Below are 20,082 nucleotides of genomic sequence, written 5' to 3' on the forward strand. Positions count from 1 at the left end.
TCCATGTGAGCTGAGCAGTTTCATAGCAAGGCCCATGGTGGACTCCACTAGAAAGAGCTGCCTTGCCACATCCACCTCCCAGTAGCCACTGACCTTGGGTGAGCAATCTGCGATGACAAGGTCAACCAAACCACCGGTCACACGTACAATCTCGTCGATAGTTTCAGGACTTGTGATGTCACCCTGAATGAACCTTGCTCCCTCTACTGGCTGCATCGGGTTGAGGTCTACAGCAGTAATCTGAAGAGTACGGTCCAGCTCTACCAAGACCTGGGTCCAGCCGCCCGGACTGCAGCAGAGTTCCAAGACAGATTTCACTCCATGAAGGAGTCTGTGTTGACGGGCAATCTGCTTCAGTTTGAAGGCCGACCTGCTTCGGTAACCCTGTTTCTTCGCAAATCGGTAGTAGTGCTCCTTCTTGCGGTCGCCCCTTGGTCGTCCCATAGTTCATTCTCCATTCCGAACACTGCGTATTGTGTCCACAACTGCATCTACGGGTGCATCAGTCCTGATTCCAGTACTGCGGAAGTGAGTCCTTGACACCAGATAGCCCTGACCTGTCAGGAACTCTATTATCTCCTCAAGACTTGGTGGCACGAGTCCATAGGTATCGCACAACTGGTGTATGTCTAGGTAGGGTCGGTCTGAGAGAGAGCACTCAGCCCGAATGGTGGACATCAGAGGAGCTACGCGCTTGAGTATATCAGAGTTGTTAAATGCCCTCTGCTCTGCGGCATCGACAAGCGACGAGTCGTACAGCATACCAGTCCATAGCGGACCTGCAAAGGATACGGGTCCCGGACAGGACTTGTGACGTTCAGGGACGTGGTCTCTACAAAGGTCCATGAGTGATGTGAACCATGAGTCTGCGCACCTCGGACAGTACCATGCAAGTCCCATCTCGCTAGCCTGTCGATTAGTGTGACTTCTACTGGATCCAACTTCGAACCAGGCCCGGATATAGTGGTCAGCACTAAGCACGAAGAGTGGCTGTGCAGACAGATCATTAGCTCCCGCAGCCCTGATGACGAAGCTGATTAACAAGCGTAAGGCGGTTTCATTGGAGAATGGGCTTTTCAACGAGAGTCCCCCGTATCTCCGAAGTGCCACCCTGGGATGGACCCCACAGAGCACGGGCATGTCTGTGGCTGTGACTGCCAAGACTCCATGACGTCCTTCCATGGAGAGCAGGGCGGAGTTGAGGAATGGCGCAGGGGTGCCGAATGGATCGAGGTCCACATAGTCGAACCTTCGTGCTCGTGACTCGCTCAACAAGAGAGTACGGGCATCTCCCTTCACGACTCGAGCTCTGTCTGTGAAGCCGTTCCGCTCTATGTTCTGTCTTGCCAATTCGACCGCGAGTGGGTTGTTGTCAAACATCACTGCGGAGAAGCCTGGAGAACACTCCCCAAAGTATCTCAAAGTCCTGATTCCGGTGCCAGTCAGTGGTTCACACATATGCTCGAGCGAGTACCTAGACCTGAGCGCGTCAAACACAACTACAGACACGTCTCGGTTTAGCCGCATTCTGGGGTTGTAGAAGACGGGCATGTCTGATGTGGGCTGCCCATGTCGGGTGCAGTAGTAATCGACATCTGCACTCAGAAAGGTAACTCTGCCTTCCATGTACTCTCGCAGGACGACCATCGGTGTGGGTTATTCAGTTCAGCTCGCTAATAAGTGGATGGGCCGAGCACAGTCAGGACTTCATGACTTCTCGGAGTGATTCACCGTCACAGGTCAGAGCATATTAGCACTGGTGAGATATGGATAGGAACACACAAGTGATGCTATCGTGAGGTATATGCTGTCCGGAACATCTATGTGAGACAAGACCGGTGGACTATCAAAGGAACTGGTGTGATGTTCATGGCAAACCGAGTGAGAATGGAAACGGACAAAGGAACCATAATGATTGAACTGTGGTCCGATGATGCATTGAACACAGTGAAGAACTTCGTGGAACTTGCGCAAAGTGGTTTTTACAATGGACTCAAGTTTCATCGAGTCATCAAGGACTTCGTTGTGCAAGGAGGAGACCCCCAAGGCACCGGGATGGGTGGCCCGGGATACGCCATACCATGCGAAACAGGAGGACATCGGCAGAAACACGTAGACGGGGCCATATCGATGGCTCATGCAGGCAAAGACACAGGGGGAAGTCAGTTCTTTATTGTCCTCAATCAGAGTAACTGCAGACATCTTGATGGCAAGCACACGGTGTTTGGCCAAGTGACCCAAGGGTTTGATGTTGTCCAAAGAATACGTCAGGGGGACAAGATGCTCAAAGTGGAGGTCATAGAGCAAGACCCGAACATTGCACAACATACCCTTCGGAAACTCCCTGCTATCCGATAGGGATGCGGGGACGCACCAGATAGCGAATAGTATGCACAGAGGTTCAGGAGATGAGGTTTGGAATAGTTCCTCTTGAGTTTGGACCAGCTGTGGAGAGAATAGTCAGTGGAGGCGTCCCCGACTTCTCCCGGTTCAGTGTCACCGATGCGGTCCGCGATGCGATGAACATGGAACACATTAGTGTCATTGAACTGACAATGGACATAGAGCATGTCATCCCTGGGGCATTGACTACCACGACCATAGACGCTCTGAATCTGCTTCGCGATGAACTGGGGTGCTCATTCACGGCTCACCTCCCACTATGGTCGACAGAACCTTCAAGCTTCAATGAGCATATTCGTGAAGCCAGTGTTGAAAGCACAGTCAGTTCGATTAAGTTGGCTGAACCACTGGAACCAGAAACGTATGTCTTCCACTCGACTGGCGCTCTTGCTGCAGAGTTCTCTCGTCTGAACCTACCCAAGAACATACGGATGCTGATTTGTGGATATATGGCGACACATGCAGCCAGAAGCATCGAGGAGATAGTCACAAGGACTGAGATTGACCCTAGACGTCTGGCCTTGGAGAACGTAGAGTTTCCATTCGAAGTCACGAGATTGATTGTGGACGAATACAACACAAGCATATGCTTTGACACAGGACATCTATTGACTCACTACTCGGGCACTGAGAGCGTGTGCGACTTCTACACTGCCAACAGGGACAGAATAAGAGAGATACATCTTCATGATGGCAGCTGCAGAGAACGAGAGGGACTGGTCGAACACAGAGACCACATTGCATTAGGGCTTGGAGAACTGCCGATACGGGAGTTCTTTACGAAACTCCTAAGAGACAAGTACAATGGTCCACTAGTCTTCGAGCTTACTGCAGATGAAGCAAGAGCGTCGCTGGAAGCAATCAGGTCGGTTGTGCCGGAAGTCTTTCAGCTGACAGGACACTGATTTGAGGAACAATGGTGGGCCCGGTGCGCTTCGATCGCACGGCCTCCGCCTTATCAGAGCGGCGCAATAAGTGCCCAAGACTCCTGAGAGTCGTTCCAGGCTATGCAACGGGCCCTTGGCTGTGAAGCAGTCTGGGCCCTGTTGCTGATAAAAAGATTGTGAATGTGGGAAACTCATAGAGTGAGCTTGAATGTGTACTCGTCGTCCTGAATGCTTAGCTTGCTCTCGACAATCTTCCCAGTCTTGTGGAGGAAGCGAATCATCGGCTGATTGCGCGGATGCACATAGGCAACGAATGCCTTTACACCCTTGCTCTTCGCAATCCTCATGAGGATTGACAACATGAAGGAGCCAATACCCCTGTTCTGGTACTCATCGCGGACAAGTAATGCGAACTCCGCCTCATTTGTGCTCCTGTTCAGGAGGTACCTGCCTGCACCTATGATCTGTTCCGTTTCAGAGGACTTGTCAGGTCTGATAACTGCTACAATGCTGATGTCTCGAGACTGATCAACATTGTAGAAGTCCTGCAGTGTCTGTCGTCGGAGGCTCCTGAGTGGGGTGAGAAAACGGAAATAGATAGACTCCTCAGAGAGGTCATAGAACAGGTCCTTGATTCGGTCAGAGTCATCCGGCCGGATGAGCCGGAAGTGTACTTCTACAGGTCCATCGGGGCCCTTGAAGGTTTCTTGGGTTTCATACTCGCTGGCGAAATACGTGCCCTGCACTAGGAAGGGGACTTGGTCCTCGAACACGTACTTCATCTTCTTGGCCGCGTCCAGCAGCTCATTCCGAAACTTGGGATGTGCAATAGCAATCAGAGACAACACACGTTCTCGGATGGTCTTCCCATGAAGAGAAGCCAGACCATACTCGGTCACGACTATGTCAACATCACCCCGCGTGGTTACAACGCCAGCGCCCTCACTCAGACGAGGTACGATTCTCGACACTGCCCCGTCCATTGCCGTTGACTGCAAGCAGATGATTGCCTTGCCATCGATTGACCTTGAAGCTCCTCGGATGAAGTCGACTTGTCCACCAATACCGCTGTAGAATCGGTGCCCAATTGAGTCTGCACAGACCTGTCCAGTCAAATCGACTTCAAGGGCCGAGTTGATAGCCACCATCTTGTTGTTTTGACCAATGATGTAGGGATCATTAACATACTCGGATGGACGGAACTCGAAGAAGGGGTTGTCATCGATATAAGAGTAGAGGTTCTCAGTTCCCATAGCGAAACTAGCGACTACTTTTCCCCTATGCAAGGACTTCTTCTTGCAAGTGACAATGTCAGACTCGATTAGCTGAATCAGGCTATCACTGAACATCTCAGTGTGAATTCCCAAGTCTTTGACTCCAGTGTCTAGGAGGTTGTTACATACAGCTTGGGGGAGAGCACCAATACCCAGTTCCAATGTCGACTCGTTCTCAATGAGACGAGCAACATAAGAACCAATGAGGTCTATAGTTTCATCAATCTCGGACGACTGGAACTCATGGATTGGTTCCGTGTAGTCCACCAAGTAGTCGATGTCCCTCACGTTGAGGAATGAGTCGCCATGTGTGACTGGCATTCGCTCGTTTACCTGCGCAATCACCATTTCCGCGCTTTCGGCACCGGACTTGGTGATGTCGACCGATATTCCAAGTGAACAGTATCCATGCTCGTCAGGAGGACTGACCTGTATCAAGGCAACATCCAAAGGCATCCTTCTAGCTCTGAAGAGTCGGGGTATGTCGGATAGCATTATCGGGGTGTAGTCTGCACGACCCTCAGAAACGGACTCGCGGATGTTGTCCGAAACAAAGAAAGTGTTGTGTCGGAACTGTGACTGGAACTCCGGGTCGGCAGATGGTGTATCCCCAAGTGTGAGAAGATGCACAATTTCATTGTCCGCCATATATGCGGAGTTCTTTGCGAGCTCGAGGACAAGGTGATTGGGTACACCACAACCAGTACCGAGAAAAATCCGAGATCCTCGTCGAATCTTCTTGATTGCCTCTGTCGCGGTGACAACCTTCTTGCCATATCTCTCAGTCCACTTGACACTGGTCACTATGCTCACCCATGTTGGTGTATTGCTCTCCGTGGAGCAGATATAGAATCTTCGGATGCACCACACCTCAATGACTTCGCCGTGGTGATCGGCTCTGTTGCACAAGCCATGCCCGGAGTATGCCTAGGGGGCACATCTGGCGAAAGCGATAACTACAGAACTCAGTATTCCACTCCACCCAAAGAAAGAGGCGTGTCTGCCATGTCTTCCACTTCTCCCCGTCTGTTTGGTACATCCGGCATCCGCGGTCACACATCGCGAGTCAATACGGACATTTCGCTCAACTTGGGTCGTTCTCTGGGCACCATGCTAGAAGGTCCGGGTGTGGTGGGAGTTGGCACGGACGCAAGGACCTCTGGCCCAGTTCTGCTGAATTCGTTCAGAGCTGGTCTGCTCTCAACTGGAGTTGATGTTGTAAGTCTTGGGATATGCCCGATGCCTGCTGTTGCCTTCTATAGCACGCTGCCCGGAGTCCTTGCGTCCGTGATTATCACGGCGAGCCACAATCCGCCCACAGACAACGGTTTCAAGTTCTTTCGCGAAGGCAGGGAATTCATCCGAACCGAGGAGGCGGCCATTGAGACTGCCGTTGCGCGGCATGAGTACAGGTCTCAGAAATGGCTCTCTGTGGGCACAGTGGCTGTATGCGATATTAGAATGACGTACCTGCGCAATGCGGAGAGGTTTCTTGTTACAAGAGGCCGCACCGCCAGCGGAATGGACGTTCTTGTTGACTCTGCAAATGGAGCTGCATCAGACTACACACCCCATCTGCTGCGCAATCTAGGCTTTAGACCTGTGACTATCAATGCTCACCCTGATGGCCATTTTCCCGGCCGGCTCCCTGAACCTTCGCCGCAGAACCTTCAGCAGACAATGACCCTCGCAGCAGAAACAAAGATGCCTTTGACAGTCTGCCACGACGGTGATGGTGATCGTGTTGCTGTGATTGACGAAGAAGGACGGTTTGTTGATCAGAACAGAGTGATAGCTCTCTTTGCACGAGATGAAGTCGAACGACAGAATGGCGGAACAGTCGTCGCCTCAATCGACACCTCCAGTGTCATCGATGATGTGATTCGACCACTGGGCGGTGTCGTGGTCCGCGTCCCTCTCGGCTCGCTCCAAGAGTTCTTGGTTCTGCGCAATGGTACTGCGGTCGCATTTGCCTCAGAACCTTGGAAACCCATCTTTGCAGCCTACGGGTACTGGATGGATGGCGTTGTGGGTGCAGCACGTGTGGCTCAGATGGTAGACGAGGACGGCTCCGGTAGTACCGTACGCCTGTTCAGTTCAATCCCCGAGTACCCTGTGCTGCGTGAGCAGATACCGTGCCCCGATCACCTCAAGCCTGACTTCATGAGACTTGTGCGTGGAAGCCTAATCTCCCAGGTGACCCTCATAGACCAAATCAATGATAGCGATGGCATCCGGATTGATCGCTCTGATGGCTCATACGTGCTTGTAAGGGTTTCAGGTACTGAACCAAAGGCCCGAGTCTACATCGGAGCGAGAACCCGCGATACTCTGGACCGTCTTGCACAGACCGCAAGGAGTGTGATGGACAAGGCCCTCGAAGAGGCCATGCATCAGCATTCTTCAAAACCTTCCCCATAGGATGCTCACTGCATTACAAATCCATGCAGACTGAGTCAAGCAGTAACGTTTTATTCACTTTGCTACGTGTGTAGATTGGGCCGAGGTATCCAAGCGGCTACGGAGGCGGTCTCGAAAACCGCTGTGCTCTCGCACGCAGGAGTTCAATGGCTGTAATACTCGATTCAGCAGGACAAATCTCCTCCTCGGCGCCAACTCACTTCTCACCGCTCATTGTAAGTTGAACTCCATACTCTCCCATGTTCAGGCGTTTCCTGTGAAGTAATAGCTGGAGAACTCTGATGGTGCGGAGGGCGAGATTCGAACTCGCGAATCCCTACAGAATTGCCCCGTCTTCAGAGAGGCTCTCAAATCTGAAGACGTCAGGATCCTAAGCCCTGCGCCTTTGACCTGGCTCGGCAACCTCCGCATCTGTGTGGATTCATTCGGGAAGGACGAGGCAGATATAACCGTTGTGTCCAGAAGCCATCTCTGTGCGGACCTCTTATGGTCGCCTATTGGTATCACTTCGAGTTCGCTCGAGTCCTTTTGTGTGTACTCTGCGTCGTTGTGAACGCGATGGTCTCGTATCCCATGGATAGGAACGTTGGTCTATGGTGGGGAGTTGCTATACTTACTGATCCGTAATCACTTCCCATGTGTTACTGCACCGGGGGCATCGGTACTTCTTTCTGTAGCCTTTCCCTGCCACCAGTTCCCTCTTCACTAGAGCCACATCATTGTACCCGCAGCGGCCACATCTGGGTGCGTCCATAATCATTCACTTCTTGCATGAACTGGTTTCAGAGCGGTCATATCTAGTTTGCTGTATGGGGGCCTTATCACCTAAGTCGTGTCACAACCTTTTTATTCGACTCACATGACTCGGCCAGAGTGGCCCGTTCTACGACGGGATAATCAGTTCTTCTGTGGCATCATTTGATGTCCAGTGCGAGCGTGATATTGAGATGTCCTCTAAGACCAAGCAACCAACTGCTAAGACCAGGGACAGGTGGCGAGAGAAGACATGGTATCAGGTTCTTGCACCTAGCTATTTTGAGAATAAGGCTATTGGCACCATCCCTGCAGATGGCCCTGATGCCTTGCTTGGTCGAGTCATGCAGCCCACCCTCTATGACTTGACCGGGGACTTCGACCAAGTCCATGTCAAACTGAAACTCAAGGTGGTTTCTGTCGTCGGACAGCAGGCGAACACATCCTTCTACGGTCATGAGTGGAGTTCTGATTATCTTAGGGGACTGGTTCGACGAGGGACCTCTCGCATTGATTGGATTGGTCCAATCCTGACTAGGGATGACTACTTGATGCGGATATCCGTGATAGTATTCACCACAACCCGTGCAAAGACAAGTCAGTCACACTCTGTTAGAAAGGCTATTGAAGGCGTGATAGTCAGTCATGCGAAGAAGCACACCTTTGATGAGCTGGTCCAGAAGGTCATCCTTGGCGAGCTCGCTGCGGAAGTCCAGGAAACAGTGAAGGCAATTATTCCTATCCGACAGTGCGAAATCCGCAAGAGCAAGGTGTTGAAGGGACCAGAAGAGGTCAAGGCCAGAAGGGCAAGACTACGAAGGGGCACTGAAACAGAGAAGTGACTTTTGAGTCACACAGCTTCTTATCTGTCTTCCAGCTCCTTCAGTACTTGGAGCAGTAGAATCATCAGATTAGCCAGCCTTGTGAGTGCATCCATGTTATCCTCCTTCTCCAAGAGTGAGTTGAGGACCTGGAGCTTTCCAGTAAGTGTCTGCCTGAGCTGGGGTATCAGTGCTTTTATTGCCCTTGACTGGTCTTTGTCTTCTGCTGCGCCTATTACGACTCGTCGATCACACGTCGCACAGTAGATGGTCTCTCCAACCTTCATCAGGGGTAGTCCGCATTTTGGACAAGCCTCAGCAAGCATTGTAGCACCCTTCCGCAGGAGTTCTGCCATCTTCTTTACTGCGGTCTGCTGTTCATCATCCATCTCTTGCACTCACACCATCATCTCATCTTGAAGCCTCATAATAAAGAGTGCATTGATGCAACCTCATGCGGAGTCTGCGGTGGCTAATTAGAAATGTTGATATGTCCCGGCCCGAGTGCTACTACTGTTTGCCGCACTCTTCTTCGTGCGATGTGACAATTTGGAGGTGAGTCCTAATGGACCCCGAAACCCAGAGAAGTATTGACCAGTCCAGACACCTACTAAGACAGATTTCTGAGGACTCCTCGGTGCCTAGGAATATCCGACGTGCAGCCAACGAAGCAATCGTGGTTCTAGAGAATGAAGACGACTCTCCTGCGGTTCGAGCGCAGAATGCAATAGCACTACTTGATGAGCCCAGTCAAGACCCAAATTGCCCCAACCATGCACGTACCAAGATCTGGCATGTGTCCAGTCTTTTGGAGCCAATCCGTGACTAGGTGTTTCAGATACCCGCGCAAGTGGTTCGGTAACCGGCTCTGTGGCTCCTGAGAAAGGCTTGTGTTTGTCCATGACCAAGGTTAGAATCCGAGGAGTATACTCGGAGTCGCTCACACAGATACTACTGCAAAACCACTTCGAGGTTGTGCAGCCAAGTCCAGAAGTTGCTGGAAGATTTGGTCTACCATTCAGAAGCGACATACCTGATGTTGATATATGGGACAGAAGTGATTTGCAGGGCATAGTGGCAATCGCCTACGAGTCAACGCTCATGCGTCTGACTGACGTACTCAGAAGACGCTTGGGCGAAGTGATTACTAGGACTCCCCGCGTGGCCAAGAGCTCTATCTACAAGGGATACGTCTTGGGCAGAGACGAGAAGACTGGTCAGACACGAGTCGACGTGGGTACTGTTTCAGGTCTTTTGCCCGATCGAGGTCTACAGCGCGGCGCCCAGATTATGGTTCAAGTCAGGGCGCACGACTATGGACGAAAGTCCCCGGTGCTCTCCTCTGTCATAACAGTACCTGGAAGGGCGGCAGTCCTAATCCCTGAGCCTGTCGTGCGGCTCAGCGCCAAGATAAAGGACCCTGAAAACAGGAATCGTCTAACACAGCTAGGAAGACAACTCCGGGAGAACACTGAGAAGTGGGGAATTCTGTGGCGTACTTCGGCTGAGAATCTAACTGAAGAGGAACTCCGGGATGAAGTCGAGGATCTACTCGATGTCGCCCAGCAGATCTACTCCAAGTTTGAAGAGATGGATCGTGCGGGCCTAATACTGGAAGGAACAAGCAATGCTGACATCGAGTTTCCCTCCGAGGTAAAGCAGGCACTTGATAAGACACGGGCGAAGATTAAGCCTACCATCGACCATCACCACTTCTACAAGAGCGCAGGTTATGCCCCCTTGGTAGACTTTGCTGAACTCATGATAGAAGACCGCCCCAGCGAAAGGCAGTACATCACCTCGAAGCTTGAGAAGATTATTCGTCTAGACATGCCAAAACCAGATGATACAATCGATATTGAACATGTCAAGCTAGATGGGCGAGCAATAGTTCTCTCCCGTGGAAGGGTCTTGGATTCAACGCCTTCCCTCATTACGGTCAGAAGGCACTTCAGATTCACGAGCAGGAAGCTGAAGATTGTTGACGAGTATCCCGATGAGGTCGGTGCACTTCGTGATGAGGGAGATTACGCGGTCACGAAGGCGATACCGGGGTCGATGACACTGACAACAGACTACTACTCTAAGAACGATGTTCACAAGGGCTCATATATCAACATCAATACCGGTGTGGAGGTGTATCCGAGCAATGCCGGTAATCCCTCTCGAATCCGCTATGTTGATTTGGAAATTGACGTCATCTGCCTCCCGAACAGAGGGGAAGTAAAGGTCATCGATCAGCACCTTCTCACACGGGCTGTGCAGAGGGGCTTCATCACAAAGGAAATGGCACAGACTGCGCGACTAAAGGCTGAGGCAGTCTATACGAATCTTGTCAGCAGTCTACCCTGAGGGCTCCTCCCAGTTGATGGATTGCAATGTCCTGATAGACAAGTCTGATGCACTGAGGATGTCTTCGATGGTCGCCCTTAGACTCTCCAGTCCCCGACTGGTCGACAGCTCGAATCTGACGCATTTGCCGTGGACCTGGACATTCAGTTCTAGCCCACTGGGGAGAGGTGTGTTGTCTGGTAGGAGCGCTTCCGCGACTCTCTCTGCTTCCTCCTCCAGTTGAAAGCAGAGCTCTATTCGGGCCCTCATTTGTTCGCTTCTGTACCTCCCAGTCCTTTCACAACCTCGAAAACAGTCTTTAGGCCTGCCTCTGCGGCCCCATATGCAACCACAGATGTGGGTGAAGAAGATGAAACGGTTACCCCCTTAGCACTGAAGGCGTGCATGACCTTCTCCAAGGCACACCTCCCCTCAGTCCAGCAGACCGATACATGTCCGCCTGACGAGAGGACTAGGACTCCGTCTGGCACCGTGCAGTTCTCCAAGAGTATTCTTCCTATGTCTGAAAGGGTTTCCTTGCTACTACTTAGTTCTAGAGCTTCTTGGGATGTCAGCTTTGCAGGCGTATACTCGCTAAACGCAGCTTCTACTCCTTGTGTCACAGCTCGTGCATGAGCAAGACTAGTATCAATAGCAGTCCTCAGAAGCTGCGCCTTGTCGCCCAGCATGAGTCCTAGAGCCAACCCCATCTCCTGTTTCGCCCAAGATGTAAGGCCTATTGATTCCAGCTGAGACGCGAATCGTAGCATACTATCGTCTTTCTCTCGTGGCAGTTCATAGTCTTGCCCGAGGAGCTGAGCGGTTGTGTGTTTGTTCAGAAGAGGCACAAGCTGTGCTGTGAGTTTCTGTTTGCTCTCAGTAGAGAGCTTCATGATGGGTTCCCTGCGAGAAGACTGGAGAATGTCTGCGGACTCGAGAACCCTCTCGCAGGCCTCTCTGTTGCCACTAATCCCCCTAATGTACGGCCTTATCGAATACTGAAGTGCCTCCGAAACCGGCATGAAGCCAGTTCCAAATATGCGAAAGCCTTTGACATCTCGAATGAGTCCTGTTTCTAGTCCCTTAGCCAAGAACTCCTGAACTCCGCCGCCTGCGCCTCTACCAAATGTCTCGGTCGCCAACACTGACCCCAGAATGGCTAGTTCAATCTCTCCAGTAGTCACTCCGTATTTCTGGGCGCTGAGCGCTAGGCAGGCCATTCCCATTTGATCAGTGCTCTCGATAGACACGATTTCTCTGGACCTCGAGTCTGACGGCACAATTGATATGGCTGGATGCTTCACGCCCTTCCGCATGGGTGGCATGCCCGCTCGGAGTCCTACTAAAACCGGCTGCGCATCTGGATGACTGTCCACGATTGTCCTAATGTCCTCGATGCTCGGGATCATGTCAGTGAATGTCACTTGAAACTGGCACTCTGTTCTGAATGCTGCCCTGCATATGACCGCAGTCGACAAGAGACAGTCCGTAGAGGGAGGTGTAATGACCAGAATGGGATCCTCCTCCCGGAATCGCGTCTTCTGAGCGACTACCATTAGCTCTTTGAGCACTGGTAGCTCGAGTACTGCTTCACTCATCTCTCTGACTAAGAAGCACTGTCCCGATAAGCCTATTTCAGGTCTACGGCGGCTCTATCTGGGGAGTACTTCCAATCTGCGGGCAGGACCCTTTCTCGAGCATAATATCTCGAAAGCCTCAGTATCTTGCTCTCTACCAGCTGCAGTCTTCGCTTAGAAACAAGGTCCTTCTTATTGCCCTCAAGGTGCCTTCTCATGGACGCGGCCTTGCGTATCAGGTCCCTCAAGTCTTCGGGGATTCTTCTCTCAAGGTTATTCTTTCTGATTATGTCCATTATGGACTGACCTGTGACCACTCTTACCAAGGGAACTCCGTACTGGTCTCGCAGGAGGATGCCAATCATTGAGGGACTGTTTCCAGCCTTGGCAAGCTCCACCACCATGTTCTCGACCCACTGAGGGTCCCTGTCCATCCACCCAGGTACACGAAGTGTCGACGGGCGTTTGCTCCCCGACTGTCCCTTGCGTCTTGTATGCACTCTTGCCATTGGCCTGACCTCTGGTGCTTCCTTGAGGAACCGGGTTTTCCACATCGCTCTAGGCTTCTGATATAAATCTTGCCTTGTGTTTTCACCAGTTCGAGCGCTATTGAGTGTCGTTCTATCCGTTCAGTGGTATCTTCCTCTCTCTCGTATTTCATCCATGCGCAGCAGCACTTCCTCCGCCTCACCACCCGCTGCTCGTACGTAGCCATCAAGAGTTGAGTCAAGCATCGTTTCCTGAAAGTCCCAATGAGTGGTCTCGATGGCACGTCGAATAAGGTGCAGGTCCACACCTTTCATTTCGACTGTTGCATTCCACTCTGCCAAGCCGAAGTCGACCATCCACAGCTTGGACGCGTCGTCAACGATGACGTTGCTTGTTGTGGGGTCGCCGTGGACTACATTGCCCCGATGCAGAACGGCTATGAGTCTGCCAAACTCTTCGCAGAGCTTCCGGAGTTCTGCTTCCGATTTAGTCCCTGGTATCTGTTTCAGTTGTTCCCCTGGTATGAAGTCCATCACTATCTGACATCTTGACAGGTCCACTGAATGGACGGCCGGTGTGGGAACACCCAGTCTACGCGCATATGTCAGCATCTTACACTCTCGCGAAGTGCGGTTCCTTCTGAGACAGTCATCCATTTGCTTGAGAAGGTAGGGCTTCCCCGACCTCTGTTTGATGATGAGGGGTCGTCCCGATAGTTCGGCTCGAAGAATCTCGGACTCTGCCCCTATGGCCCAGACTTGAAGATCCATTACTTGCCCCTCCATGTGATGTCCTGTTCGTCGGTCCGCCACTTGGGCAGGATGTGCGACTCGGGTATACTCACACAATCCCCCGCGCTATACTGCAGAATTCCTGTCCATGCAATCATTGCGCCCTGATCTCCCGCAAGCGGCGGTGAAACTCTGTGAAAGTTCGCATCATGACGACGTGCCAGTCCACTCAGAATCTCGGTGAGTCTGTTGTTTCGTGCAACGCCCCCGGTCAGGAGAAGCTCCCTCTTCTTGGTATGGGCTACCGCACGTTCAGCAACCTCTGCCAGCATTCCAAATGCTGTTTCTTGCAGACTGAAACAGATATCCTCAAGTCGGACACCGGTGTCGTGCAGACGTTTCGCCGCTGTCATGAGCCCAGAGTAACTGAGGTCCATTCCCTTGACCGAATAGGGAAGCTCATGGTAGGTCGTGCCTTCCTTTGCCCTTTGCTCAATAAGAGGCCCCGAGGGAAAACGCATACCCACAGACCTTCCAAATGAATCAAGCATGTTTCCAAGGGCTATGTCCAAGGTTTCCCCGAACGTTCTGAAACGGCCACCAGCAAAGGCAATGACTTGTGTATTGCCTCCTGAAACATACACTGTTACTGGATCTAGGAAGCCTGATTCAAGACAGCCTATCTCCACATGAGCAACACAGTGATTGACACCTACCAGTGGGACGGAGAGTTTGGCAGCTAGGGTTCGTGCCATGGTAGCGGTGGCCCTTAGACACGGTCCCAAACCCGGGCCTCTTGAAAACGCTATGAGACCTACTTCCCTTGCTGACAGGTGCGCGTCTTTCAGAGCCTCGCTGATTATACTTGGTCCAAGTTCCGAGTGATGTCTGCTTGCTTCGCGTGGGTGAATACCTCCCTCTGCAGGAGAGTACATGTCCCATCGGTTAGAGAGCACTTCTCCTTGCTCGGTGACCACACCTGCACCAAACGAGTGCGCAGTACCCTCCAATCCTAGACACTTGATAATAGAGTTCACCACCTGTATACATTGTGCAGTTACTGTCTTCGTGAAGTCCCCGTGCACAAGCAACAAAGGGTTTATAATCATCGCCAAAGGCTCCAGCTCGAGGAATGCACTGTGTCCACAGAGAAGATTCCGATTAAGGCTCTTGAGGCTGCACTAAACGAGGTTGTTTCAGTCAAGCTGAAAGACCAGAGAATTTTTCGTGGACGACTCACCCGATGCGACATATACATGAACTTGACCTTGGGTGATGCAGAGGAAATGGAGAGTCAAGAAACCAAGGCCAAGTACGGTTCAGTCCTCATTCGTGGTAACAACATCCTATGGATCCAAGTTCCAGAGTGACCTAGTGCTCCCCTTCTCTTCTATATCGTTCTATCAGTTCAACCAGATCCTCCTCCCCTTTCTGTCGGGCCTTCTCTCTCACCTCTTTCAGGAACTCTTGAAACGTGGTTTCAAATCTCTTTCGACTGATGAATGCGAACTCGTCCACTCTACGAAGCTCAACATTGTCGGCACTGATGACAGGAATCCCTGCTGTTACAAGCTCCTCCTCTGCAAGATGAGAAAGGGGTGTGTTCACAATTACCGCACGTATGCCTTGTTCTATCAGTAGTCCCGCAGTCTGCACACCTCCACCGCTGGCATCCTCGAACAAGACGATGTCTTTCTCTCGAAGCCCAACAGTCTTGCAGTAGTCTTCTATGCTCTCTCTACTGAATTGTGGCACCACCTTGACAGCAATCATGTCCCCCTTGATTTCACGGCGCTTCACGCCGCGCAGGAGCTCTAGGCGCCTATGGAGTTCTCCGACATCCCCCCTGAGACGGTCCACTTCTTGTCGTAGGGCATCTATCTCAGACTGTTTCTTCACAACCTCCCTGTCTCTCTTCACTCTCCAGTAGTTCTCTCTGTTGACAATCTCTAGGCTCCTCTCAAGCTCACTCTCCCTGAATCTCAGAAAGTCCACCGTATGCTGAAGGTCTTCTAGCCTTGCAAGAAGCGCCCTGTTCTGTGCTAAGGCCTCCTCTAGCCTGTTTCTTATCAGATCGACTGAAACCTCTTCTGAGTGTTCAGGCATCGGTTCCTCTTCAGACACCTCGGGGGTCTGCGTTCCATGGCGCATGAGCGTCCCAATGGCCTCGTTCATCTGTACGCCTCTGGCCACAAGCGCCTTGAGGTGCCTCCGATCTATATTCAGTCCTTGGCTTCGCACGTGGTGGTCGACCTGCTCCAACTTGGGCAAGAGGCTTCTGTACGCGTATACAGCGGCAGCCAGAGCATCCCTCTCATGTGCATTGGAGATTCGGACCTTGTGAGAGAACTCTCTGGCAGTCTCTTGCTTCTCTGACACCGGTACTGGCTTTCCCGGCGTGTAGATTTCCGTGTCAAGTGTGGCGGCGATTTTTCGAATCATGTGAGGGACTGGCAGTGTGTCCGTGGCAATTATGACTGGTATACCACGTTCATACACCTTTCTGATTATGTCTGCCCTGGTCAGTCCCTTCCGGCTCTCCAACAGCTGTATTTCACCTTCAAAGTCTATCAGACAGATTGCTGCAGTGGTGCCGGGGTCCAGTCCTAGAATGAAGTACTCGGCCTTCGTTTCGCTTGTGACCGTCATGGGTTCCAACGGCAGGAACTCGGTACGTTTCTTGATTGGAGTGACTATCACATTGTAATCTCCTCCGTGCTTCTCTTCTACCAGCCCTCGAATCACTGGCAGCGGAGCATATGCTACAATTCGGGAACTAGAATAGCCAAAGTCAGACGTTCGCACATCAAGCTCGAACTCTATCCCTGCCGTCTTGAGTTGGGATGCTATGAATCGGGTCACCTGCTGTATCTCTGAGTGTATCTTCCTCCTGTAACGGTTTACACTCTGGCCGCCTCGTCCCATCTTCCGTGCTCTTGTGACCTTGACCTCTGTCTGTTCCCCAAAGCACTCCACCAGATAGCCCACACCCATTGACGCCAGAGTCGCAGCAATTCGTGCTGACTGCAGTGGGTCGGGTTTCCCCCTGACCCCGACTCGATATTGTTGTGCAAGAGACCTCAGCGACTTCTGGTGGGGCGGGATTCCAGTGACCTGCACCAGCCTTGTTTCAACCGGGAGTCTGTCAACGAGAGAAAAGAGCGACTTGGCATCTGGAACAATCTCAAATATGTTGTCTGTGGCCAAGAAACGGGGCATCACTTCGCGTACGGTTCTCAGCAGGTCTCTTCTAGACACCTCTGGATACTCTCTCACCACAGACCCATTGTGTAACACAACGCACGCGAACTTGACCGGCGTCTTCGAACGTGGACTGTGAGACGGAAGTACATCGAATCCGACAACGAGGCCGTTCTGACTGTCGACTGGGCTCAGCACACAGACTACTCCTCTGGAGCACCTATAAGCATTCACTCAGTGGTCTTGCGAGTACATCTCCAAACAGCAAGTATAATAAAGCCCTGCTTGAGCAACGAGTCTATCTCTGCGAGGTGTTACAACTGTCAGAAACACATCATGCAAAGGACGATGACTCAGTTGTCCGCATTGGAAGTGCTCTGTCATCAAAGACCCGCCTCAAGATTCTACGACTCCTGCTCGACGGAGAGAAGGACGTGACACGAATTGCCCAACACCTTGGTGGAACCGAAGCCAATGCAAGTGCACAAATCAAGATACTCAGTGAGGCAGGCCTTCTGGGCTGTCGATATGAACCCGGCCAGCATGGTTTGAAGAAGATTTCGTGGACCAAGGTGAAGAGAATCATAATCGATCTCGAGTAGTGTCGGAAATCACCAACAGCTTCCGCTAGGCTGAGCTTCCTCAAGAATCACGGGGAATATGACTCCTTCAGTTAGACTTCCGTGCCAAGATGACTTACACCTACGCTGGCACTAGCATGAAGTGCGGCCTCCAATACCGTTCAATCATAGTTGGACAATCCCGGATACAGGAGCCTTGTCGCTCCCAGATGACGGCACTGTGGTCAATCCTTGAGGTCTTATGAAGTGTCGAGTCGCCCTCCATCTCTGTGTATACATACGTTGGTATGTAAGCACCATGCAATGCATACTCGAGGCCGTCCGACTTCCGGGCTGCTGCGGAATACCAATCGACTCAGGATTGAGGAGTCTAGCCTACGGCGAAGGCGGACCACCAGAGAGGTGGAGTTTCCACCTTTGGATTCTCTTCAGTATGTTGTCTCTTTGATCTGATGTGATTGGTTTTCCACCTCTGCTTCTCAGAAATTTCAGCACAATGTCCATGTCCCGCGAAACCTTCTCGTTCGGGCTATGAGGGTCAATTAAATAGTCCTTTGCTTCTTGAACAAACTCCGCCAAGACTTCTGCTGACGCGCTGCCTGTGCGCAGTTCGCGGACAATCGGATCCAAGACCCTTGCAGCTGTGGCACTGATACCTTCTGGCCATTCCTTTACCTCTCCGGCCTCGTCTGTTCTCTTCGTGCCAACGTTACTTCGGCGTGACTGCACGGTTGATGAGGTTTCGTCAGATCTCTCAGGCTTGATGCCCAGACCAGAGTCTCCCGTGTCCGAGCCTCCTCTGCTCTCGGATAGAGTAACGCCGCGAGCAGAAGGTCCAGATTCCATGTCGCTGGCAGTGGACTCCAATGCACGGCCCATAATCGTTCTCAGTTCACGAAACTGTTCAAAGAGCTCAACAAGACTGGTCTGAATCTCATCTAGCAGTCTGTCGAGGTCGGATACCTTGCTAGCAGTCATGCTCTGAAAGCTTCCCGTATGGCACGTTTGTTTCTGTGTGATAGAACTCGTTTCGCCTTTTGGATATTGCTGATTTCATCTTGGAATCGACGATTGGTCCGTGTGTTCATGCATTCTGACTTCTCTCCGCCCGCTTCAGAGCCTCTTCCAGAGACTCTGGACCCACTGCTGGATTGAAAAGCCTCGTCCGAATCTTTACGAACGTTGGGACCGATACACACTCCCCAACGAAGAGTGCTTCGCCCACCTCCAGCGTAGTGATGGCATCTAGGGATGCTCTGTCAATCCCCTCGCTCGTTCGGCCAATGTGGTCTAGGTCATATGGATTTGTTGTCCTCAGTATTGCCTGGTTGCTACACTGGCTGAGGACAGTTGTTGATAGCTTGACAGGGCGCTGTGAAACCAGACAGAGCAAAGCATGGAATTTCCTGCCCTCTCGTGCAATGGTTTCGATTCGGTCCCTCGGCAATGCTAGTTCATGCCTGCTTTCTGGACAGAATTGGTGAGCCTCTTCGAGCACCAGTAAGAAGGGAGGTATTCTGCCTTGGCGTCGCAGACTCAGTAACTCACCTGCAAGATACGATACGATGATCTGTTTCTTCCTCAGAGAAACAAAGTCGCTCAAGTCAACTAAGGTGAGCAGTCCGGGTTTCACAATGCTACTAATATCGGGGGACTCCTCCTTTCCAAACAGACCTGTGTCCTCAAGACTGGTCAACCAGCTGATCAGCGCATCCTTTGTGTTCTTGTTGATGCTCTCGTCATCACGGACTCTGTCAATCACATCAGTCAGTGTATACCCCTTTCTTAGTTCCTCTCGCATCCCAAAGACCACTCTTCGAAGGTCACGCACTTGCACCGAACTCATGTCTGATACCAACGCACCAAGCGCCTCTGCGGTAAGCGACTGCACTGGAATCTGAAACTGGGGCCCCCTAAGCCTGTCCACCTTGAAAGTCCCCTCTTCCACACCCAGATGCTCTGGCATGATGTCTTTCAGATAGCCGTACTCTCCATGCACATCAATCACGATAACTGCAATCCGTCCCGCCTCCCTCTTGCGCTTGAGCAGTTCTTCCAAGAGCACTGAAACGAAGTATGACTTGCCGGCGCCGCTCATTGCAAGAATAGCGAGATGCTTCGACAGCAGTCTGTTGATCGCAGGAGCGAAGACAAGCTCATGATGACCTATTCTGCCCAGAGCCAGTCCGTTATTGGTGTCGAGTCTTAGAAATGCGGCGAGAGTCGCTTCATCTACTCGCCTGACCACTGAGCCTGGTGACACAGCAAAGTACGGGCGGACGGTTCTGCCGTCGACCCAGAGCCCTGCAACCCCGACTTGTGCCACAGTGTACTGCCACCGGTCAGTCGGGAAGATTGACTTGAGAGGCTCTCCCCGGGACTGATACTCCCTGACGGCCTCTGCATGTTGATAGTATCTATTTGTCCTTACAAGGTCTTGGACCCGCCCTATTACAAGGCCCTCTTCGGTAGAAACGGCGACAAATTGACCTCGTCTGGCAAGCACTTCACTAGGCCCCCCCTCTACCACAAAGTCAAACCTCATGACGTTGGGAGTGTCTTCCGCAGATACAACAGTTCCAAGTCGATTGGGCTGATACTCGTCGGTCATCA

Annotated in this window: 20 protein-coding genes and 3 tRNA genes; 9 read left to right on the forward strand and 14 right to left on the reverse strand. The window is 51.8% G+C overall.

Annotated features, from left to right (window positions below):
* A partial coding sequence (locus HXY34_00725; GenBank protein ID NWF94648.1) for an RlmE family RNA methyltransferase occupies positions 1-444 on the reverse strand: 444 nt, incomplete at its 3' end.
* A gap of 3 nt (positions 445-447) precedes the next feature.
* Positions 448-1,626 (reverse strand): hypothetical protein, encoded by a 1,179-nt coding sequence (locus tag HXY34_00730; protein NWF94649.1) that lies wholly within the window; start codon positions 1,624-1,626, stop codon positions 448-450.
* A 261-nt stretch (positions 1,627-1,887) separates the two neighbouring features.
* Here HXY34_00730 and HXY34_00735 point away from each other — a divergent pair, with 261 nt between their 5' ends.
* Together HXY34_00735 and HXY34_00740 are read left to right on the forward strand one after the other, a co-directional pair.
* A complete protein-coding gene (locus HXY34_00735; GenBank protein NWF94650.1) occupies positions 1,888-2,358 on the forward strand; it encodes a peptidylprolyl isomerase in 471 nt (156 codons plus the stop codon).
* Between the two features lie 50 nt (positions 2,359-2,408).
* Positions 2,409-3,308, forward strand: coding sequence for a sugar phosphate isomerase/epimerase (locus HXY34_00740; GenBank protein ID NWF94651.1), 900 nt, complete (start codon positions 2,409-2,411; stop codon positions 3,306-3,308).
* 12 nt (positions 3,309-3,320) lie between these two features.
* Here the strand turns inward: HXY34_00740 and HXY34_00745 are convergent.
* Together HXY34_00745 and HXY34_00750 are read right to left on the reverse strand one after the other, a co-directional pair.
* Positions 3,321-3,423, reverse strand: a tRNA-Ile gene (locus HXY34_00745).
* A 58-nt stretch (positions 3,424-3,481) separates the two neighbouring features.
* The gene (locus HXY34_00750; protein ID NWF94652.1) at positions 3,482-5,377 is read right to left on the reverse strand and encodes a GNAT family N-acetyltransferase; all 1,896 of its coding nucleotides are present in this window, start codon (positions 5,375-5,377) and stop codon (positions 3,482-3,484) included.
* A gap of 192 nt (positions 5,378-5,569) precedes the next feature.
* Here HXY34_00750 and HXY34_00755 point away from each other — a divergent pair, with 192 nt between their 5' ends.
* A complete protein-coding gene (locus tag HXY34_00755; GenBank protein ID NWF94653.1) occupies positions 5,570-6,985 on the forward strand; it encodes a phosphoglucosamine mutase in 1,416 nt (471 codons plus the stop codon).
* A 79-nt stretch (positions 6,986-7,064) separates the two neighbouring features.
* A tRNA-Ser gene (locus HXY34_00760) sits at positions 7,065-7,179 on the forward strand.
* Between the two features lie 88 nt (positions 7,180-7,267).
* Here the strand turns inward: HXY34_00760 and HXY34_00765 are convergent.
* Positions 7,268-7,394, reverse strand: a tRNA-Leu gene (locus tag HXY34_00765).
* Between the two features lie 538 nt (positions 7,395-7,932).
* Here HXY34_00765 and HXY34_00770 point away from each other — a divergent pair.
* Positions 7,933-8,580 carry a 30S ribosomal protein S3ae gene (locus HXY34_00770; protein ID NWF94654.1) on the forward strand — a complete coding sequence of 216 codons (648 nt, stop codon included), beginning with the start codon at positions 7,933-7,935 and terminating at the stop codon, positions 8,578-8,580.
* Between the two features lie 20 nt (positions 8,581-8,600).
* Here the strand turns inward: HXY34_00770 and HXY34_00775 are convergent, their stop codons facing one another.
* Positions 8,601-8,948 carry a hypothetical protein gene (locus tag HXY34_00775; GenBank protein NWF94655.1) on the reverse strand — a complete coding sequence of 116 codons (348 nt, stop codon included), beginning with the start codon at positions 8,946-8,948 and terminating at the stop codon, positions 8,601-8,603.
* A gap of 176 nt (positions 8,949-9,124) precedes the next feature.
* Between HXY34_00775 and HXY34_00780 the strand changes: the two genes are divergently transcribed.
* Together HXY34_00780 and HXY34_00785 are read left to right on the forward strand one after the other, a co-directional pair.
* Positions 9,125-9,388, forward strand: coding sequence for a UPF0147 family protein (locus tag HXY34_00780; protein NWF94656.1), 264 nt, complete (start codon positions 9,125-9,127; stop codon positions 9,386-9,388).
* 71 nt (positions 9,389-9,459) lie between these two features.
* Entirely contained in the window at positions 9,460-10,911 is a 1,452-nt protein-coding gene (locus HXY34_00785) for a ribonuclease E/G (protein NWF94657.1), read from the forward strand.
* Here the strand turns inward: HXY34_00785 and HXY34_00790 are convergent.
* The 5 genes from HXY34_00790 to HXY34_00810 all read right to left on the reverse strand — a co-directional run bounded on the left by HXY34_00790 (position 10,903) and on the right by HXY34_00810 (position 14,712).
* Complete coding sequence (locus HXY34_00790; GenBank protein NWF94658.1) at positions 10,903-11,160, reverse strand: hypothetical protein; 258 nt, start codon at positions 11,158-11,160, stop codon at positions 10,903-10,905. The two genes, HXY34_00785 and HXY34_00790, sit on opposite strands and share 9 nt — an antisense overlap.
* Positions 11,157-12,488, reverse strand: coding sequence for a hypothetical protein (locus HXY34_00795; GenBank protein ID NWF94659.1), 1,332 nt, complete (start codon positions 12,486-12,488; stop codon positions 11,157-11,159). The genes HXY34_00790 and HXY34_00795 overlap by 4 nt, the downstream gene beginning before the upstream one ends.
* 32 nt (positions 12,489-12,520) lie before the next feature.
* A complete protein-coding gene (locus HXY34_00800) occupies positions 12,521-12,976 on the reverse strand; it encodes a 30S ribosomal protein S15 (GenBank protein ID NWF94660.1) in 456 nt (151 codons plus the stop codon).
* Between the two features lie 120 nt (positions 12,977-13,096).
* Positions 13,097-13,726 (reverse strand): Kae1-associated kinase Bud32, encoded by a 630-nt coding sequence (locus tag HXY34_00805; protein NWF94661.1) that lies wholly within the window; start codon positions 13,724-13,726, stop codon positions 13,097-13,099.
* Positions 13,726-14,712 carry a bifunctional N(6)-L-threonylcarbamoyladenine synthase/serine/threonine protein kinase gene (locus tag HXY34_00810; protein ID NWF94662.1) on the reverse strand — a complete coding sequence of 329 codons (987 nt, stop codon included), beginning with the start codon at positions 14,710-14,712 and terminating at the stop codon, positions 13,726-13,728. Before HXY34_00810 ends, HXY34_00805 begins: the two co-directional genes overlap by 1 nt.
* A gap of 114 nt (positions 14,713-14,826) precedes the next feature.
* On the opposite strand from HXY34_00810, the gene HXY34_00815 reads away from it, so the two are divergent.
* Positions 14,827-15,057 carry an RNA-binding protein gene (locus HXY34_00815; protein NWF94663.1) on the forward strand — a complete coding sequence of 77 codons (231 nt, stop codon included), beginning with the start codon at positions 14,827-14,829 and terminating at the stop codon, positions 15,055-15,057.
* Position 15,058: 1 nt separating this feature from the next.
* On the opposite strand, the gene HXY34_00820 is transcribed toward HXY34_00815, so the two are convergent.
* A complete protein-coding gene (locus tag HXY34_00820; protein NWF94664.1) occupies positions 15,059-17,086 on the reverse strand; it encodes a DUF460 domain-containing protein in 2,028 nt (675 codons plus the stop codon).
* A gap of 113 nt (positions 17,087-17,199) precedes the next feature.
* Here HXY34_00820 and HXY34_00825 point away from each other — a divergent pair, with 113 nt between their 5' ends.
* The gene (locus HXY34_00825) at positions 17,200-17,490 is read left to right on the forward strand and encodes a helix-turn-helix domain-containing protein (GenBank protein ID NWF94665.1); all 291 of its coding nucleotides are present in this window, start codon (positions 17,200-17,202) and stop codon (positions 17,488-17,490) included.
* 354 nt (positions 17,491-17,844) lie between these two features.
* Here the strand turns inward: HXY34_00825 and HXY34_00830 are convergent, their stop codons facing one another.
* A complete protein-coding gene (locus HXY34_00830; GenBank protein ID NWF94666.1) occupies positions 17,845-18,447 on the reverse strand; it encodes a hypothetical protein in 603 nt (200 codons plus the stop codon).
* A 106-nt stretch (positions 18,448-18,553) separates the two neighbouring features.
* Positions 18,554-20,080 carry an ATP-binding protein gene (locus HXY34_00835; protein NWF94667.1) on the reverse strand — a complete coding sequence of 509 codons (1,527 nt, stop codon included), beginning with the start codon at positions 20,078-20,080 and terminating at the stop codon, positions 18,554-18,556.
* Between the last annotated feature and the right edge of the window lie 2 nt (positions 20,081-20,082).

The organism is Candidatus Thorarchaeota archaeon (assembly GCA_013388835.1).
In the GTDB taxonomy this organism is placed as follows: Archaea; Asgardarchaeota; Thorarchaeia; order Thorarchaeales; family Thorarchaeaceae; genus JACAEL01.